The organism is Monoglobus pectinilyticus (genome assembly GCF_002874775.1).
Lineage (GTDB): Bacteria > Bacillota > Clostridia > Monoglobales > Monoglobaceae > Monoglobus > Monoglobus pectinilyticus.
The window spans coordinates 2,427,840-2,445,924 of sequence record NZ_CP020991.1 but is presented as its reverse complement, the minus strand read 5'-3'; the positions used below and the strand labels follow the sequence as shown (position 1 = coordinate 2,445,924).

The following is an 18,085-nucleotide window of genomic DNA, read 5'->3' as shown; positions in this document are numbered from 1 at the left end:
TTATTTTCTCTCCTTATATTTCCAACCCGGAGAATATATATTTAATAGGTCAATATTCTCTTGATATTTCATATTAATATTAAATCCATAAGTATATGCTCTAAGAAGCATTGCTCTATCTAAATCAGTAACATATTGAATGCCATCACCCATTATGGAACTTATATTAGTAATTCCAGAAGACTTTACGTATGCATCACTAAAATTGAATGCTGCATGACCTCCAGCTTCATGACCACAAAGTATAGAAAAGTTTCTAACTGACATATCATTCGAATCTACACGCATCTCATAATAAATATTTGAAACTAAACCAGGTGACTCACTATTTTCTCTTTTTCCATACAGAAAATTCACTTTCACCGTTTTATTGGTATTACTTTTTCCATATACAACATTTACATTTATATTTATTCCATTAACACTACCAGACCAACTTTCTATGCCTTTACAAAGAATTTCCTTAAAAGTAATTCCTCCTGAGTTTAAGTATTCTATATCACCTAGGTCATCTTTATTTAACATCATTGAATAGTTTTCTTGCGTATAAATTCCTTTTACCTTTTCTCCAGAATCCAAGGTCGCCATAATTTCTATAGATTCTATATTTGCATAAACCGTTATGTTCAAATCACTTCCCACCATTTCTGCTACTACAGCAGGTCCCTTTGCCAATTCACTTATAGTTCCTCCGTTAAGTGCTAAATTTTCTAACATATCTCCATAGGATAAAACTCCATCATGATATGCATTTATAGCTGAGTTCATTGCTTTTTTCTGTTCTAATGTTAATTTATCTTCATTAGTACAATAATTTTTTATACTATCCAATCCAAACGGGTCAACAAAATTTACAGGATTATTACCGCAGTATGCGTACCAGTTCAGTCCGTCTTTTGCCGGGTCTTCCTGCGTGAAGCGGCCTTCGTTTATTTTATAATACCTGTTTCTCAGATATACCATTCCGCTTTCGTTGTCCTGATATTCTCCGCAGTATTTGAACGGCGTATTTATATAACTCTTTATTGACGTTCTATTCCCATACGCACTATAGTCACATTTGGATACTGTCGCCCCGTTTGCGTCCGTCAGTGTTACTGTGTTACCGTGTCCGTCATATACATAGTAGTTCACTGCGTTGTTCTTATTCTGCGCTATTATATTTATACCTCTATAATACGTTGCCGCTCCTGTTCCGCTGTCTCCTACTATGCTGCTTCCGTCCCATCTGTGCGTTGTTGTCGCTCCGTCTACCTTTTTGCTTGCTCTTCTTCCTATCGCGTCATATGTATACGTTGCTGTTGTCTCATCCTCATAGTCTCCTACATAATCTACTTCATAATTATAATAACTTATTTGTCTGTTATACGCATCATATCCATATTTAAATTCGTCATATCCTATATCTACCGATTCATCTCCTCCATCATCATAATAATTTCTTCTCGTCTTTACACGATTTCCATTTCCATCATATTCATATATAGAATCTTCAAATGTATATAACCCATATTCATTTGATGAAAATGTCAATCTATTGTTTTTGTCATAACTATAATATGTTGGATTATTGTCTCCTTCTTTCTTCTGCTTTATATTTCCTCTCGTATCATACATATATGCTGCGTAGTAATTAGCTGACGTCTCGCTCAACAGCTGCCCTAAGTTATCATATGTATATGTTGTGTCATCAAATATATTATTCTCTGAATCTATGCTTCTTTTTAATATCTGATTTCCTGACAAATTGTAATCATACATATATCCCTGCGTCCAGCTTCCATTTGTTGTTGTCATCATAGACAACTGTCCGCTTTCTCTATACCCATAACTTGTTATCAGACTTCCTCTCGTTTCCTTTGACACCTGATTATTTGCATTATATGTATATCCCGCGCTTATCCCGTTTCCGAAATTTACATTCGTCATTCTGCTTAGTTTGTCATATGTATATGACGCGTTTATATATGTATTTGTTCCCTCTTTTTGGGTATAGTTCCTTCTATTTCCTTCAACATCGTTTGTGTATGTGTTTACTATACCGTTGCTGTTCTCCGTCTTTACATATCCATAGTCGTCATACGTGTACGACACCGTGCTGCTTCCCTGTTTGGCGCTTATCAGCAGATTGTTTTTGCTGTATGTATTTGTTATTGTCTCTCCGTTTGTTACGCTCACCGTCAGCGGACTTCCGTACGCGTTGAAGGTCATTGTCTTTACGTTTCCGTTTCTGTCCGTCTCTGTCACCGGCAGTCCCATTAGATTATAAGCTGCCGTACTGCTTTTTCCCAGTCCGTCGGTTGCCTTTATCACGTTTCCGAATCTGTCATACTCATATGTTTGGCTGGCCGCTGCATCCGGCAGTGTCCCGTACAGATCAGCTATTTTGCTTGTCTGTCCTGTTACTGTCTTCACCATATTTCCTGCATTGTCGTACGCATATTGAGTATATATATCCCTGGTTCCGTCATAGTATGTCAGGGTTTTGCTCTTTTCTGAACCATTAAACGGCGCCGCTGCCTTTATCGCTCTTCCCAGCCTGTCGTATTCCATTGTGGTTGTGTTTCCCATATAGTCAGTTTGGCTCAATACATTTCCGTATCCGTCATATGCGGCGGTCATATAGCTTCCGTCGGTTCTGTAGGTTTTTGTCGGATTTCCCATATAATCATATTCCGCTTTCGACGTATAGTCTCCCAGGTTTTCAGTATAGGTTCTGCCGCCTTTTGTCTCCAGGACGTTTCCCATATAGTCATACTTATATGTGTTTTTATTCAGCACCGTACTCGTTCCATGCTTATAGTACGTCTCAGACGCCTTGTTTCCCAAACCGTCCAGCACTGTCTCAACTGTTGGCTTTACATATGTGCTGTCTCCTGTGTATGTGGTCTTTACCGTTTGGCTGGCTCCTCCCAGCAGTGTTATATTCTTTGATAAATCATCATCAGTCAAATATTTATAATATATTTTCCCGTACATTTTATTAAGCGATACAGTTGACAGATTTGACACATCCACCAATACCGAGCGCGCTCCTTTTGCCGAAACCGAGTCGGCAAAGTATACAGTGCTTCCGTTTTTAACACTGACTGCTGAACTTGCTGATACCGATGTGTTATGAAATACCGCCAAAAGTTTTTTTGCGCTTGACGGAACCGTTATTGTAATATTAGATTCACTTTTTGAAAAACCGTCTCCGTAACTATACTCATATCCTACTGTGTCCAGCGCAGTATTATCCTCTTTGCTTGTTTGTGATACCACTCTGTCAAACTGGTCATACGTATAATTTTCAGTTACCTTTTTTCCGCCTATGCTTTGGTATGCAGTCTCGCTCGTCTTTCTTCCGTGATTGTCATATGTATATTGGGCGGCTATGTTGTTCTGATTATTATCCAAATATATTTTATCCAAATATCCAAGAGGAGTATAATCCTGAGTTGTTACATTCCCATTCTCATCCGTTACCGTTACGCTGTTGTCTGCTATATTATAGCTAGCTGTCTGGTATGTTCCGTCCGGGTTTATCTGCTTTACTAAACGCCCCAAACCGTCATACTGATATGAGAAAGTATTTCCGTTAGGGTCGGTTGCGGATACTAGATTTCCCAGCCAGTCATAATTCTGAACAGTAGTCACCGACGAATTATTCCCGTCAGTATCAGACACATTATTGACGGTTGATGTTAATCTATATGAGCCGTCCGGATTGTATGTATAGCTATATACGGTTGTCACCTGCGCCCCCACTGACGGAGTTACTGTCTGACTTGCTATTGTACCGTCACTGTTATATGTATATGAAGTCGTTGACTTCTCTGCATTATTTTCATAAATTTTAGAGCTTGCTATACTCTTACCATCTGAAGTTTTACTGTTTTGTATTCTTATGGGCGTACTGTCATCCTTTTTATAATTCTTCGTCAGCAGAAGCCCAAAACTGTCGTCATAAGTATAAGTTATTTCTTTCTCACCATTAAGGGAATATGTTGGCTGATTTCTATTATTATATTTATTATATGTAACATTTATTATATTCCCGCCATAGGTAGTTATAACGCTTTGCATATTCGCTTTTCTCAGTGCAAGCATCGTTGATGAACCAAGACTGCTCAAATCTTTATTGGAATTACTGGAATATGTATACTGCTCGTTATACACCTTGCCATCAATACTTCCTTTTATCTCATATAGTCTTCCGGCATAATCATAATTATAATTCATACTCTTACTTGAACCGTCGTCATAAGTTTCATTAACCGTCACATAGCGCTCCTTATCACCCGGCACCGTAGCGGCATTTTGTATGTACTGATAGAAGCTGTATGTTTTTGAATACTTTTCTGACCCGTCTTCATAAGCAATTTCTTTTTTAATATGATAATCCTTATGTGAAATTTTATACCGTCCTGTGCTTGAAGAGAACTTTTTCACTGTCGGCGTTGTCTCATACTCATATTCCACCGAGGCGTTTGTCGGATATATAATCTTTTCGATTTTATCATAATAGTAAACTTCTTTGCTTATAAATTGAATTGAGCTTTTGTGTGACACATATTCTGTAGTCTCATATCCCGAGCCATTATATTTTCTCACCTGCAAAGAATATTTTGAAAAACAGCTGAGAAGCCCCGATGGATCCCTGGTTGTGTCATTTGACCTTACCAGCCGATACTCGACGCTTTTGACATAGCTGCCTTTGGTAACGGTTATACCTGATGACGATACCTGAATGTTTCTGCCGAAAGTATCTGTCACAGCAACACCGCTGCTGTTTGCGGCATAGCGGACAGTGTTTCCGTATCTGTCTATAATGGCGGCAGGAAGACAATTTTTATTTATCCCCTTTAAAAAGTAATATGACTTTCCGTCTCCGTCTGTTATAACAACATCGTATTGAAATCCCAAAGCATGCGTCTGATTATCGCTGTAAACTTGAGCGTTGTACTGGCTGTCAGGCGCCGACACATTGCAGCTTTCCGGGTCAAACACCCACTTTGTTCCCTCAAGGTCAAACTCATATGTAAAATTCATTGTCTGTCCGTTTTCATCCTCAAACAGATAAGTATATCTTTTTATATAACTGCTCCCCGAAACATTTACTTGGCTTATCTGCGGCATCGCGACATACCAGCCATAACCAATTTCAACATCGGAATTTTTGCCCATATACGCAAACACTTCATTCGACAGCTGATAATTTTGAACCGAAGGTTTATTCTTATCCCTAGTCATTAATATTCCAGAAGCACTTTTTATACTGGAATATTCGTAGTATTTTGTTCCATGAGTATCAGTGCTCATATTTGAACCCAGCAATGAAGATGTTGTATAAAACTCATCTGTTAAATTTTCTTCCTTATCAAAGGCCACATATGCGGTTTTTGAAACTCCGTTTAAAACGTAATTATATAAATACATCGGACTTGTTGCCACACTTCCATTAGTGCTTACTCCGTAATAGCTGCCCGGCTTGCCGTTAACATAATGAATACGCCTGATATTAACGTCCATACCATTTTTCCCCGGCAGGCTCAAATCAACCTCATTTACGTTGACATTTCCGTCGCTTAATTCCACATTGCCGCCCGCGGCTATAAACGGACTTTCATAATTCGAACCGTTCTGAGCTATCATGCTTTCAACCAAAGACTGCTCATAAAGCGAATCGGATGTTGAAGCATAACACGAAATACTAAAGCAGCTTACAATCAGTACAGAAATAAACAAAAAATATTTCAGCTTACTCATCAAAAATCACCCCCAAATCCTCATCAATTCTACCCGGGATAATTCCGTTAACTACAAGCTGTTCTACAAGCCCTGCGTTTTTCTCATTTCTTTTCTTAGAAAGTCTTTCCGAAACGCCGCTGTCAGACAATATTTCTTCGGCAGATTCCTCAATCTGCTTATTCTCAAGCCCGGCCAATTCTTTACTGTCTAAAATATTTTCATCCGCTTCCTCATTTTCATTAAGCCCAAATAAACTGACAGGCTGAGTTATATTAGTCCCATAAACGTCATTCATAACATCTACTATTGTTTCGCCGCCGATGATTCTGTCCAGTATCTGCTGAATGGTATAAACTCCCCTTCTGCTCAAAATATTAGCATTTTGTATATCAACAGCGGCTGCACCCGCCTCAAGATAATGATTAACGTCGTCCACAGACAGCTCGCCATGTATATATTCAGTCACGTCGTTGTAAGCGTTTTCAACCCAAAACTTACCGCCTTCATATTCACTTTTCTTATTGTATATCTGTTCAATAATTGATATATCCTCGCAGGTATCCAGCCAAAAATATGCGGCTTCCATAATATTGCTAGGTTCAGCGCCGCCGATAATCAGTCCTGCGATGTATTCAAGCTCCTGATTACTGAGACCGTATACGTCCCGCAGATATAAATAACTGGTTAATATATCGCAGACTCCTACAGTGTTTATATCTCTACTATTTAAAACCTGAGCTAACTCATAAAAATTTGATGGATACTGTGACGCTGTTGTCTCAGTTTCATTCTCTCCGGCCTGACCGCTCAAATCCTCTTCCTCCGCAGCCGCAGAAGCAGTCGGTTCAGCAGTTTCCGAATCCGGCTCAGGAGATGTTTCGATCACTATTTCCGCTGTGGAGTCAGGTTCAGCAGATTCAGCGGTTTCTGCAATTTCCAAAACATCTGTTTTATCCTCTTGATTAATCAGTGCGTCACTGGCAAAAACGTAAAATGTTCCAACCAAAAAAACGACGCACAAAATGATTACCGCAACTTTTCTTTTCATAAATACTCCCCCTTTATTATTGGTAAAATTTACCTGAAACCCCTTACTGGTATTATAGCACACTTTAGCGTTTTATACAATATATAATTAAAATATTTTTATTATTTAGTAAAAATAACATTTTCGCTTTATCTGTTTAAATTAACAGCTAAATAATTTGCTTTATAACTTTATAAACATTATTTATATTAAGTAAATCAATATAACTTTAAATAATAAAAGCTGATAACATAGCGTCATCAGCTTACTAAAGTTTAATAAATAAGATATTTTGCAGAATTATAAGAACTCACAGGCGGAGTTTTAAAGTAATGAATATAAAAATATATAAATAAAATGTAAAATTTTTTTGAAAAAGTACTTGCATTATAAAATAGTTTCTGTTATAATATTTCGAGTTGAGTTAATTTTTAAACTATTAAGGAGGTGTATATATATGGCAAAGTGCGAAATTTGCGGAAAGGGCGTTAGCTTTGGTATCAAAGTATCTCACTCACACCGTAGATCAAATAAGGTTTGGAAACCAAACGTTAGACGTGTCAGAGCTATTGTCGATGGTACTCCTAAAAAAGTTTACGCTTGTACCAGATGCATAAGATCAGGCAAGGTTGACAGAGCGGTTTAGTCTTGAATTTAAAGTTTCACAAAGCCGGTGTTTTGCGAAGCTTTTATAAACACTGCGAGGCTTTGGCAAACATAATTTTATAAAAATAAAAACACCGCAGAGGTGTTTTTTATTTTTGTCTTTTTTTCGTCATATCAATTTTAACATCAGCCGCACATTCTATTCTTGTATAATGCTGAAATTTTGTTTTAATCCCTATATCAACGGACTGTCGCCACGCGAGAAATCCAGCCTGCATCCCACTGTCTCCACTCTAGCTCCCAAACATTTTATACACTCGGCCGCCTCGTCGCCCATACATATCTTTCCGTCATATAATGAATAGTCCCGCCTTACGCCTATAGGCGACAAATTCGGCATAACAACGTTAGCGCCGCAGCGCAGACCGTCTTCTCTGCCGGTCGGAGAAATTGTCCCCAGCGCAGTAGTAGACGGCAGCAGCACTTTCGGCAGAGCTAATCTTGTAATACACAGCATTACTAAGGTCATATTTAATGTTCCCTGAGGGAAATCTTTAAATTCCGTATCCTTATGTGGTATAAACGGACCTATCCCCACCATATGCGGCTCAAGTTCCTGCAAAAACATAATATCCTCAGCCAAATATTCGTCTTTCTGAAACGGCGAGCCTACCATAAACCCTGCCCCAACCTGAAACCCTATATCTTTTAAATCATAAAGGCATCTTTTTCTGTTTTTTAAACTTAAATCAGACGGATGGAGCAGACTGTAATGCTCTTCAACCGAAGTTTCATGCCTCAGTAAAAACCTGTCCGCCCCGGCCTTAAAAAACTCCCTATATACATCTTTCGAACGCTCGCCAACTGATAGAGTAACCGCCGATTCAGGAAACTCCGTCTTGATTTCCGAAACAATTGAACAAAGCTCATTATCCGAAAATCCTGGATCCTCTCCTCCCTGAAGAACATATGTCTTAAACCCTAAACCTGCGCCGACACGGCAGCAATCCAAAATTTCCTCTCTTGTGAGCCTATAACGATGAACATTTCTGTTGCCGGCTCTAATGCCGCAATACTTGCAGTTATTCCTGCAATAATTAGTAAACTCTATAAGCCCTCTGACATATACCGAGTTACCGAAATTCTCCCTGCACACGGCGAGGGATTTTTCTCTGAGTTCCTCCGATAAGACTTCTTTATTCTGTTTTATAATCTCAAGAGCTTCGCTTTTTGTAAATTTCATAACACATTAATCTTCCTCTGCAAAAATTTCACATGCCCTATCCAAAATACCGCTTAGCTTAGCCAGCGCAATCCCATAGTTGGTCACCGGGACGCTTGCTTCCTCCGCCTCTTTTAATCGGCTGACAACTTCCTTTTTGTTTACCATACACATTCCGCACTGGATAATAAGGTCATAATCCGAAAAACTTCCCGGCAGGTTATAACCGGTGTAAAACTCATATTCGGGCGTTTCACCGCCTAGATAATTCTTTATCAGGGCAGGTATCTTAACCTTTCCTATATCCTCATGCGAAGTATTGTGAGTACAGCCCTCAAGCACCAGCACCTTTGAATCAGCGCTAAGTTTGTCAATCGCCGCCGCGCCGTCTAAAAGCTGCCTGAAATTACCTTTCTGATACGCCAAAAGCATAGAAAACGATGTTAGTTTTATTTCTTTAGGAACAATTTTATCAACCGTCTTAAACGCCTGTGAATCTGTGACAACCAAATCTACACGCTTTAAATCTTCAAGAGCGGCAGACAGCGTAACCTCATTGGTTACATATGCTTTCATATTGTGGTCAAGACAATCCCTGATAAGCTGAACCTGAGGCTGTATCAGCCTGCCCTTAGGAGCCTCGCTGTCTATAGGGCAGACCAAAACAAGACTGCTGTCCTTAGGCAGAAGCTTTCCGATAAGCGTCTCATCGTCCCTTTCCTGCTTTGTCAGTTCCTCAACCATCTTATTTCTCAAACTATCCATGCTCTTCTCGTTATAGTCAAAAATCAGCACTGAATCCGGATATTTAGCGCTGGCACTGTTCAGCGTCTTAGCATTTGCCAAGTCGCATTTTGTAAAAACAAATATAGTCGGAATATTTTTGTCAATCGGGCGTGGATTTAAAACGTTCTCACAACTGACGTCTTGAACATATAATATTAGGTCAGTACGTTTAATAATTTCCAGGGTTTTGGCTTCTCTCTGTTCTCCAAGAACCGACTTGTCCCCCAAACCTGCCGTGTCAATAAGTGCGATAGGTCCGTAAGGGATAAGCTCCATCGCCTTGGTCACAGGGTCGGTGGTTGTTCCGCTGACATCGGAAACAATAGCCGCCTCCTGTCCTAAAAGTTTATTAAACAATGTGGATTTTCCAACATTAGTATCGCCGAAAATAGCAACATGTTTACGCATTGCCATTGGTGTTTTTTCCATTATAATCACATCCTATGACAGAATTATTTGCAATTTACGATAATTCTACTCTACCGGAAGCCCTTTGTCAAGCGAAAACACATGGCACTTCATGGCAGGCGATATTTGCTATACTATAAATGTATTCGCCAATACATTTGTAAAGGAGCAAAATAATGAGCTTTATCACACCCGAAATAGTTGTTGCGGGCCTGGCTCTGTTTGGAACTATGTTTGGTTCTGTAACAGGAGTTCTTACAGCAAACAGGCTCACAAGCTACAGGATAAGTTTGCTTGAAAAAGAAGTAGAGAAGCACAACGACCTGGTGGAACGCATGACAGCAGTGGAGCAGTCCACAAAGTCTGCGCACAAACGGATTGATGAACTAAACGAGGAGGTGAAACAATGAGCAAAGTAACAGCTGGAGCGGTAGCGCGCACGATTGTTCTGCTGGTAGCGCTGCTGAACCAAATATTGGCCATGAGCGGCAAGCAGGCGGTTAGCATCGCTGATAATGATATCTATCAGACGGTCAGCCTATTATTCACAATTGGCGCGTCTGTTTGGGCTTGGTGGAAGAACAATAGTTTCACCCCAAACGCTGTAAAAGCGGACGAAGTTTTAAAACAGCTCAAAGAGCAGAACAAGAGTGAAGGAGGTGAAGTAATATGACAAAGATTTTTATTGACCCGGGACACAACCCAACCGGAAACGACACAGGAGCCGTAGGTTACGGGCTCAAAGAGCAGGATGTTACTGTAGAAATAGCATTAAAATTAAAACCTTTGCTTGAAAGAAACGGTTTTGAAGTTAAGATGAGCCGAAACAGCTTAAAGGACACGGTAGCGGAGGGCCTAAACGCCAGTCTTGCAGGCAGATACAACGCCGCCAACAGCTGGGACGCTGATATATTTGTTTCTATCCATTGCAACTCAGCAAACACAAAAGCATATGGGTGCGAGACTTACTATTACACCGGCAGCTCTAAGGGCAGAAGATTAGCTGACTGTGTACAGCCGGAGCTTGCAAAAGAGACAGGGCTTTGCAACAGGGGAGTAAAGTCAGCAAACTTTGCGGTTATAAAACACACAAACATGCCGGCGATACTGGTAGAGACTGCATTTATAGACAATTATGACGACAACAGGTTTTTAGCCAGCGACGACGGAAAATATAAATGTGCAGTGGGAATTTATAAAGGTATCTGCAACTATTTTGGAGTAGAATATAAATTAGAAAGCGGTGACGAACTTTTGAGCAGCGAATATGAAGAGTTAAAGAAAAAGGACGAAAGTCAGGATAAAGTTATTGACGCAATCGGCGCTGATATTTTGAACAACACCAAAGAGATAGATTATATCAAAGCACAGCTAGCGACCTATGATTATATTGATGAGAACATGCCTGAATGGGCAGTTCCTACAATAACTAAGCTGGTAGATAAGGGATTTTTAAAAGGTGATGAGGAAGGCAAGCTGGGGCTTACTGAGGATTTGATGAGGTTATTGGTAATCAATGACCGCGCCGGGTTGTATGATAAAAAGAAGTAATTTTTTATGGGAGCCGCTATGGCTCCCTTTTTTGTTTTTTATTTTGTCGTAAGGCTATTTATGACATATAAAAACTATAACATTTCCTTATTTGACATACATTCGTTAATTTACTCCTTTTCATGGAATAAAATTGCCTATTCAATATGATATAATATATTTGCAGTCAATGTATACTTACATTTGACTTTGGGTTCATAATACTCTTTTTTATAACTTAGCTTATAGCTCTTTAAAACTATACTTTGTAATGACCCATATAAAATTTTATTATTACATAATAAAGTGTTTGAACCATTTAATTATTACACTAAAAAAGCGGGTTTTTCAGTGAACATCGGTAGGCTTGCGTTAGCAAGCGCGTTAGGTGAGCTATCATCTGAACACGCAGTGTTCAATATATAAAGAAGATATTTATTATAATTAACTTTGTATATGACCCCATATAAAAAAATTTATTATTACATAATAGGGTGTTTGAACCATTTCTTTTTCTCGCAAGAAAAAGAAACGCTTCACCTGTGACCACACCTGAAAGGTGTGTGTAATAAAAAGTTACTTGTTTTGAATAACCTACGATGTCAATAATATGAATACTCAAATAAAAGAAAAAGTGCTTGCTCGCTTAGGTCGCCTACGGCTCCAATGGGCGCTCGCCCCCGCTAATTTCATCTTGAACCTGCGCTTCAAGATGAAAAAGCCCTGTAACTTTCCCGTTGACTTTGTGTACTACCGTGAATAAAGATTTACCGAGTTCCAATTGATTTAATTATCAAAAAAGCAAGGTTTTCCTTTTAAATTAATTCACAAAAAACTGGTTTTTAAGTGAACATCGGTAGGCTTGCGTTAGCAAGCGCGTTAGGTGAGCAACCATCTGAACACGCAGTGTTCAATATACAAAAACATATTTAATAATTTTTTAGGAGGATATAAAAATGCGTAAAGAAGTTGGTTTTGAAAACAGAGACCGATTCGTTGAATTAGGATTAATGATTTCTGCTTTGAGAAAAGCTAAGGGTTATACTCAACATGAACTTGCTGAGAAAGCACATATTAGCCGTTCACATCTTAGCTCTATTGAAGCTCCTAATATATCTTCTTCCTTCTCTTTAGAAGTTTTCTTTAATATTGCCGATATTTTAGAGGTTAAACCCGGCGACTTGCTTAATCTTAATTTGCCCTCGTCCTATTTTAATATTGATGAACAAGATTAAAACTCAGAAGTTTAATGGAGGATATGTTAAAATGTACTTGAAAAGATTAAAAATTCTGCGCATAAATGCTGGACTAAAACAAACAGATATTGCTGATATTTTAGGAATACAACAAACTGTATACTCTCGTTATGAGCGAGGTTTTCAAACTATACCTCTACATTTTCTAGTGAAACTTGCCGACTTTTACAATACCTCAACCGATTACTTATTAAATCGAACTAATAATATTAACTCATATCCGGATGAATGAGTTTATCGGTCAAAGTGAAGGATATATAAATAAAATTGAATCCGGATACTCTCTACCATCACTAAGTGGATTCTTCTATATTTGTGAATTTTTAGAAGTTACACCATATGAGTTCTTTAATTATTATATTAAAGATGATGATAAAATACAAAAGATATTGAATATATTATTTTCCTTGTCACCACGTCAATTAGATTATTTTTTTGAAATTCTAAATGATATTAAAAAAGACTAAAGCACCTATCATTTGTGTTCACATAATGACAAGTGCTTTTTTATTTTCTTTGTATATGACCCCATATAAAAAATTTTATTATTACATAATAAATTTTTTTATATGGGGTCATATACATAGTATATAAATAGTTTTTTTATAAATAAAAATTTATACACCAACTTTCGGGCACAATTCGCTTATAGGACATATATCACATTTAGGCCTTGCCGCAGGACAATACTCCCGTCCATGATACACTAGCTGGTGACAGAAAGACGTCTGATATTCTTCCGGCACTAGCTTTAATAAATCCATTTCAATCTTCTTCGGGTCCTTGTTTGTCGTCAGCCCTAACCTGTTCGAAAGCCTGGTCGCATGAGTGTCAACAACTATCCCCGGTATCCCGAAATAATCTCCTCTGACTAAGTTCGCCGTTTTTCGACCAACGCCGGGAAGCTTTAGCAAGTCTTCCATTTCACGTGGAACTTCTCCGTTATAATCAGATATCAGCATCTTGCAGCAGCCTATTATATTCTTCGCCTTGTTCCTGAAAAAGCCTGTAGACTTAATATCCTCTCTAAGCTCAAGCTCGTCAGCATTGGCAAAATCATATACATCCCTATACTTCTTATATAAATCCTTTGTTACTATATTGACCCTCTTGTCAGTGCACTGCGCCGCAAGCTGGGTGGATATGAGTAACTGAAGCGGATTGTCATATTCCAGGGTGCAGTCCGCGTCACTGTACACTTTTCCAAATATCTCAATTATTTTTAATATTCTCTCTTTTTTATCAGCAATTTTTTCCCTCATATTTAAAATACCCCTTGCAAAAATCTATTTTTAACATTATAATATGAATGTATGTTTTTTTCAACATTTATTTTGTAAATAATAAAAATTATATATTTGGAGGACTATTTGATGTTTGAATTTGAAAACCTAAAATCGGTTGACCCTGAAGTTACTGAGGCAATCGAAAAAGAAATCAACAGACAACGCAATAAAATCGAGCTTATTGCCTCGGAAAACTTCGTCAGCGAAGCTGTTATCGAAGCAATGGGCACGCCGCTTACAAACAAGTACGCTGAAGGCTATCCAGGCAAGCGTTACTACGGCGGCTGTGAATATGTGGATATAGTTGAAGACCTCGCCAGAGAGCGCGCAAAGGAACTGTTCGGCGCTGAATTTGCCAACGTTCAGCCGCACTCAGGAGCAACCGCAAACCTTGCTGTCTTTTTTGCAGCTATGGAACCCGGAGACACTTATCTCGGCATGAGCCTTGCGGAGGGCGGACACCTCAGCCACGGTTCACCGGTAAATATTTCAGGAAAATATTTTAACGTTGTGCCATACGGAGTTGACCCGGTAACGCACCGCATTGACTATGATAAGGTTCGTGAGCTTGCTTTGGAACACAAGCCCAAACTTATATTGGCAGGCGCAAGCGCATACGCAAGAGAAATAGATTTTAAACGCTTCCGTGAAATCGCCGACGAGGTTGGCGCTTATCTCATGGTTGATATGGCGCATATAGCAGGATTGGTTGCGGCAGGTTTACACCAAAGCCCGGTACCTTATGCGGACTTTGTTACCACCACAACTCACAAGACCCTTAGAGGTCCCAGAGGCGGCATGATTCTTTGCAAAGAAAAATATGGTCCGATGATAAACAAAGCTGTTTTCCCAGGAAATCAAGGCGGACCTCTTATGCACGTGATCGCTGCAAAAGCGGTATGCTTTAAAGAAGCTCTGTCAGACGACTTTAAAGAATATCAAAAGCAGGTTAAGAAAAACGCTTCCGCTCTCGCTGAAGCACTCCAGGAGAGAGGGCTTGAAATCGTTTCAGGCGGAACCGACAATCATCTCATGCTGGTTAGCCTGATAAAACAGGATTTGACCGGTAAAGAAGTTGAAAAGATGCTGGATGAGGTCGGAATAACCTGTAATAAGAACACCATACCAAACGACCCTAAGAGCCCGTTTGTTACAAGCGGAATCAGGCTCGGAACTCCGGCTGTTACTACCCGCGGTTTTAAAGAGGAAGACATGGTTGAAGTTGCAGAACTTATTTCATTGATTATCAAAGATTTTGAAGGAAACAAAGAGGACGTTAAAAAACGTGTTCAGGCTCTTTGTGACAAACACCCACTCTATGCTTAATAATAAACCGTTAGCGGACAGACTCAGACCCACAACCTTAGACGAGGTTGTGGGTCAGCAGCATATACTGGGAAAAAACCGCATACTCAGAAATATTATTGAGAGCGGAAATATCCCCAACATGATATTTTACGGACTGTCCGGCACAGGCAAGACTACAGTTGCCAATATAGCCGCTAAATCATCAAATAAGGCGCTGTATCGCCTTAACGCAACAAACGCGTCCGTGTCGGATATAAAAAATATTGTTAGAGAGAGCGACGGGCTGTTTGGACAGAACGGAATACTTTTGTATCTTGATGAGATACAGAACTTTAATAAAAAACAACAGCAATCTTTGCTTGAATACACCGAAAACGGAAAAATCACCTTGATAGCCAGCACAACCGAAAATCCTTATTTCTATATTTATAACGCGATACTCAGCCGCTCTACAGTGTTTGAGTTTAAGCCTTTGACCCCTGATGATATTTCTGTGGCTTTAGAACGCGGGCTTGAAAAAATTCAAACCGATGATTTCCCGGATACAAAAATAATATGCGAAGACGGCGTTATGCGTCACCTAGCCGAAAAAGCCGGCGGAGATGTTCGCAAAGCGCTGAACTCTCTGGAGCTGGCGGTTATGTATACGCCTCCCGACAGCGAGGGCAACCTGAAAATAACCATGGAGCTGGCTGAACAGTGCACTCAAAAAAAGTCATTTAAGTTTGACAAAAAAGGCGACAGTCAATATGATGTCATGAGCGCACTGCAAAAATCTATCAGAGGAAGCGACCCTGACGCAGCGGTACACTATCTCGCGCGGCTGGTTGAGGCCGATGATATCCAGTCGATTTGCCGCCGTCTTATGGTTATAGCCTGTGAAGACATAGGACTGGCCTATCCGCAGGCGATTACGATTGTAAAGGCTTGTGTAGACAGCGCGCTCATGCTGGGCTTTCCTGAGGCAAGAATTCCTTTGGCAGAAGCCGCTGTACTGCTGGCGACCGCCCCCAAATCCAACTCGGCCTATATGGCAATCAACAACGCTATTCGTGATATAGAAACAATAGACACCGGCTCAATACCAAGACAGCTGCAAAACAAGCATTATGACGGTGAGGGGAATGCTGAAAAGGGACAGAATTATCTGTATCCGCATGATTATCCAAACCATTATGTTGTTCAGCAGTATTTACCTGACAATATAAAAGATAAAAAGTATTATGAATACGCAAATAATAAAAACGAACAGGCCGCAAAAGAATATTGGGACAAAATTAAAAAGAATGCAAAATAAAATAATATTACAGAACAGGATTCAATTTGAAATGAACCCAAAAGTTTAGATAAATTTTTATTAGCTTTCCAGGGAATGAATTAGGTACAATACCTAATTCATTTCTTTTATTTATTATGTAGTTTTATCATTGTTATAAGAATTAATATCATGAAATCTTCAATGAAATTGCTTTTTAATCTTAATCAATAAATTTTCAATCTTTACTATATAAAAGGAATTTACCTCCTCAATGTAATCCATACAGGTTCACTTCATTTACATATTTTAAACCATGTTCCGCAATAATCAGTTAATATTATGCGAGTTAGAACTGCCGGTCATATTCTGAATAAACTGAAAAGTAAACAGAAAACTATACAGAAACGTTAAGTGTGTTTACAATATAAAGAAATTAAAAATTGAATAAAAATGCAGTATAGCAAGCTTCGGTAGGTGTGACTCCACCAGAAAAGGTGGATGTAATACAAAATAACTTGTTTTGATTTACCTACAATGTCAATAATATGAATACTCAATGCAGATGAAATCTGCCGCGTAAGGCGCGCAGCTGCGGAAAAGTTTGTAATCGAAAAAAGTATAACAAACTTTTCTAAGTATGTACAGCAGATGTAATGGAATTTTGTGTATTCAAGTATAATAATTTACTTATTAATTTTTATTATACGGCGACAGTATTTTTAGTGAATATCGGCAGGTGTACTATGCCCCTACCTGTGGGTAGGTGTGAGCCAACGTATCTCTGATCCTTAAGCCTTCAATGTCTGTGACTACACTTTTAAACAAAAATGTATATTATATAAACTATAAACGCCAATAATTAACTTAGTTGTCATATAATAAGACTTAGTTTGATGTATTGCGTGTTTACACAACCCGCTGAGTGACCGGTCATATTCCGCGCAGCGTGACATTTCATAATGTTTCAATTCATATATTCTATAATTTTTAAAAATCTTTAATATAACATATATTAAAAAAATACTGTATTAAAATCCAAATCTTTATATAAAGGCCATTTATACTATTAAAAATAAATCCTTATTTTTATCCTAATAAATCAATATCGCTGCAATAGTTTTTGAATATATTAAAAATATTTAATTAAATATACAATTTTATATTGACATTTTCATACATTTTATTTAAAATATATTTAAAAGCAGTTTATTTAAATTTTAAGGAGGTTTAATTATGGAAATCGCAGAAATTATGGACAAAGTCAAAGAAGCCGTTGAAAAACTTCAATCTGATGATGGATTGATGGACAACTTTAAATCCGACCCAATCAAAACAATAGAAGGTCTTATCGGAATTGATTTGCCGGACGAACAATTAAAAAATATAGCTGACATGGTGAAGGCAAAGCTTGACCCTAACGGAAGCGTTGTAGAAAATTTGGAAAATCAAGCTGAAGGCATAATTGATAAGGTAAAAGGATTGTTCGGCGGTTAAAATTACTATTCACATCCAACGGCTCTTTACGGAGCCGCTGATTTTTTACTGACTTGTTTTCAATAGACTTTTTAATAAAATTTTAATTAAAATATTTATAATCAGTTTCATCGTTAGAACTATAATTTTAGTATAAAATAATTTTACGTAAATAAAATATAATAAAAAATT

At 38.4% G+C, this 18,085-nt stretch carries 14 protein-coding genes; 9 read left to right on the top strand and 5 right to left on the bottom strand.

Features of this window, described 5'->3' with window-relative positions; genetic code table 11:
* Together B9O19_RS10305 and B9O19_RS10300 are read right to left on the bottom strand one after the other, a co-directional pair.
* Nucleotides 1-5,751 (bottom strand): RHS repeat domain-containing protein, encoded by a 5,751-nt coding sequence (locus tag B9O19_RS10305; protein ID WP_102366328.1) that lies wholly within the window; start codon nucleotides 5,749-5,751, stop codon nucleotides 1-3.
* The gene (locus B9O19_RS10300) at nucleotides 5,744-6,781 is read right to left on the bottom strand and encodes a hypothetical protein (RefSeq protein ID WP_102366327.1); all 1,038 of its coding nucleotides are present in this window, start codon (nucleotides 6,779-6,781) and stop codon (nucleotides 5,744-5,746) included. The genes B9O19_RS10305 and B9O19_RS10300 overlap by 8 nt, the downstream gene beginning before the upstream one ends.
* A 436-nt stretch (nucleotides 6,782-7,217) precedes the next feature.
* Between B9O19_RS10300 and rpmB the strand changes: the two genes are divergently transcribed.
* Nucleotides 7,218-7,406 carry a 50S ribosomal protein L28 gene (rpmB, locus tag B9O19_RS10295; protein ID WP_102366326.1) on the top strand — a complete coding sequence of 63 codons (189 nt, stop codon included), beginning with the start codon at nucleotides 7,218-7,220 and terminating at the stop codon, nucleotides 7,404-7,406.
* Between the two features lie 195 nt (nucleotides 7,407-7,601).
* On the opposite strand, the gene hydE is transcribed toward rpmB, so the two are convergent.
* Together hydE and hydF are read right to left on the bottom strand one after the other, a co-directional pair.
* On the bottom strand, nucleotides 7,602-8,609 hold the full coding sequence (gene hydE / locus B9O19_RS10290) for a [FeFe] hydrogenase H-cluster radical SAM maturase HydE (protein ID WP_102366325.1): 1,008 nt from the start codon (nucleotides 8,607-8,609) through the stop codon (nucleotides 7,602-7,604).
* A gap of 6 nt (nucleotides 8,610-8,615) precedes the next feature.
* Nucleotides 8,616-9,803 carry a [FeFe] hydrogenase H-cluster maturation GTPase HydF gene (gene hydF, locus B9O19_RS10285; RefSeq protein WP_102366324.1) on the bottom strand — a complete coding sequence of 396 codons (1,188 nt, stop codon included), beginning with the start codon at nucleotides 9,801-9,803 and terminating at the stop codon, nucleotides 8,616-8,618.
* Nucleotides 9,804-9,958: 155 nt separating this feature from the next.
* On the opposite strand from hydF, the gene B9O19_RS10280 reads away from it, so the two are divergent.
* The 5 genes from B9O19_RS10280 to B9O19_RS12305 all read left to right on the top strand — a co-directional run bounded on the left by B9O19_RS10280 (nucleotide 9,959) and on the right by B9O19_RS12305 (nucleotide 12,800).
* Nucleotides 9,959-10,192: a hypothetical protein gene (locus tag B9O19_RS10280; RefSeq protein WP_245862928.1), complete on the top strand. Its 234-nt coding sequence runs from the start codon at nucleotides 9,959-9,961 to the stop codon at nucleotides 10,190-10,192.
* On the top strand, nucleotides 10,189-10,455 hold the full coding sequence (locus B9O19_RS10275) for a phage holin (RefSeq protein ID WP_102366323.1): 267 nt from the start codon (nucleotides 10,189-10,191) through the stop codon (nucleotides 10,453-10,455). The genes B9O19_RS10280 and B9O19_RS10275 overlap by 4 nt, the downstream gene beginning before the upstream one ends.
* On the top strand, nucleotides 10,452-11,333 hold the full coding sequence (locus B9O19_RS10270) for an N-acetylmuramoyl-L-alanine amidase family protein (protein ID WP_102366322.1): 882 nt from the start codon (nucleotides 10,452-10,454) through the stop codon (nucleotides 11,331-11,333). Before B9O19_RS10275 ends, B9O19_RS10270 begins: the two co-directional genes overlap by 4 nt.
* Before the next feature lie 935 nt (nucleotides 11,334-12,268).
* Nucleotides 12,269-12,547, top strand: a complete 279-nt coding sequence (locus B9O19_RS10265; protein WP_102366321.1) for a helix-turn-helix domain-containing protein — start codon at nucleotides 12,269-12,271, stop codon at nucleotides 12,545-12,547.
* A complete protein-coding gene (locus tag B9O19_RS12305) occupies nucleotides 12,534-12,800 on the top strand; it encodes a helix-turn-helix domain-containing protein (RefSeq protein WP_306559995.1) in 267 nt (88 codons plus the stop codon). The genes B9O19_RS10265 and B9O19_RS12305 overlap by 14 nt, the downstream gene beginning before the upstream one ends.
* A gap of 385 nt (nucleotides 12,801-13,185) precedes the next feature.
* Here the strand turns inward: B9O19_RS12305 and nth are convergent, their stop codons facing one another.
* The gene (nth, locus tag B9O19_RS10255; protein WP_102366319.1) at nucleotides 13,186-13,830 is read right to left on the bottom strand and encodes an endonuclease III; all 645 of its coding nucleotides are present in this window, start codon (nucleotides 13,828-13,830) and stop codon (nucleotides 13,186-13,188) included.
* A gap of 111 nt (nucleotides 13,831-13,941) precedes the next feature.
* Here nth and B9O19_RS10250 point away from each other — a divergent pair, with 111 nt between their 5' ends.
* From B9O19_RS10250 to B9O19_RS10240, 3 genes are all read left to right on the top strand, one after another.
* On the top strand, nucleotides 13,942-15,180 hold the full coding sequence (locus tag B9O19_RS10250; RefSeq protein WP_102366318.1) for a serine hydroxymethyltransferase: 1,239 nt from the start codon (nucleotides 13,942-13,944) through the stop codon (nucleotides 15,178-15,180).
* Nucleotides 15,173-16,459, top strand: coding sequence for a replication-associated recombination protein A (locus B9O19_RS10245; protein WP_102366666.1), 1,287 nt, complete (start codon nucleotides 15,173-15,175; stop codon nucleotides 16,457-16,459). Before B9O19_RS10250 ends, B9O19_RS10245 begins: the two co-directional genes overlap by 8 nt.
* A 1,194-nt stretch (nucleotides 16,460-17,653) precedes the next feature.
* Nucleotides 17,654-17,914 carry a hypothetical protein gene (locus B9O19_RS10240; protein WP_102366317.1) on the top strand — a complete coding sequence of 87 codons (261 nt, stop codon included), beginning with the start codon at nucleotides 17,654-17,656 and terminating at the stop codon, nucleotides 17,912-17,914.
* Nucleotides 17,915-18,085 lie beyond the last annotated feature (171 nt).

Coding starts and splice junctions, on each gene's coding strand:
- hydE (WP_102366325.1), bottom strand. CDS start 8,609: ATGAAATTTACAAAAAGCGAAGCTCTTGAGATTATAAAACAGAATAAA.
- B9O19_RS10300 (WP_102366327.1), bottom strand. CDS start 6,781: ATGAAAAGAAAAGTTGCGGTAATCATTTTGTGCGTCGTTTTTTTGGTT.
- hydF (WP_102366324.1), bottom strand. CDS start 9,803: ATGGAAAAAACACCAATGGCAATGCGTAAACATGTTGCTATTTTCGGC.
- B9O19_RS10280 (WP_245862928.1), top strand. CDS start 9,959: ATGAGCTTTATCACACCCGAAATAGTTGTTGCGGGCCTGGCTCTGTTT.
- B9O19_RS12305 (WP_306559995.1), top strand. CDS start 12,534: ATGAACAAGATTAAAACTCAGAAGTTTAATGGAGGATATGTTAAAATG.
- rpmB (WP_102366326.1), top strand. CDS start 7,218: ATGGCAAAGTGCGAAATTTGCGGAAAGGGCGTTAGCTTTGGTATCAAA.
- B9O19_RS10245 (WP_102366666.1), top strand. CDS start 15,173: ATGCTTAATAATAAACCGTTAGCGGACAGACTCAGACCCACAACCTTA.
- B9O19_RS10305 (WP_102366328.1), bottom strand. CDS start 5,751: ATGAGTAAGCTGAAATATTTTTTGTTTATTTCTGTACTGATTGTAAGC.
- B9O19_RS10240 (WP_102366317.1), top strand. CDS start 17,654: ATGGAAATCGCAGAAATTATGGACAAAGTCAAAGAAGCCGTTGAAAAA.
- B9O19_RS10270 (WP_102366322.1), top strand. CDS start 10,452: ATGACAAAGATTTTTATTGACCCGGGACACAACCCAACCGGAAACGAC.
- B9O19_RS10275 (WP_102366323.1), top strand. CDS start 10,189: ATGAGCAAAGTAACAGCTGGAGCGGTAGCGCGCACGATTGTTCTGCTG.
- nth (WP_102366319.1), bottom strand. CDS start 13,830: ATGAGGGAAAAAATTGCTGATAAAAAAGAGAGAATATTAAAAATAATT.
- B9O19_RS10265 (WP_102366321.1), top strand. CDS start 12,269: ATGCGTAAAGAAGTTGGTTTTGAAAACAGAGACCGATTCGTTGAATTA.
- B9O19_RS10250 (WP_102366318.1), top strand. CDS start 13,942: ATGTTTGAATTTGAAAACCTAAAATCGGTTGACCCTGAAGTTACTGAG.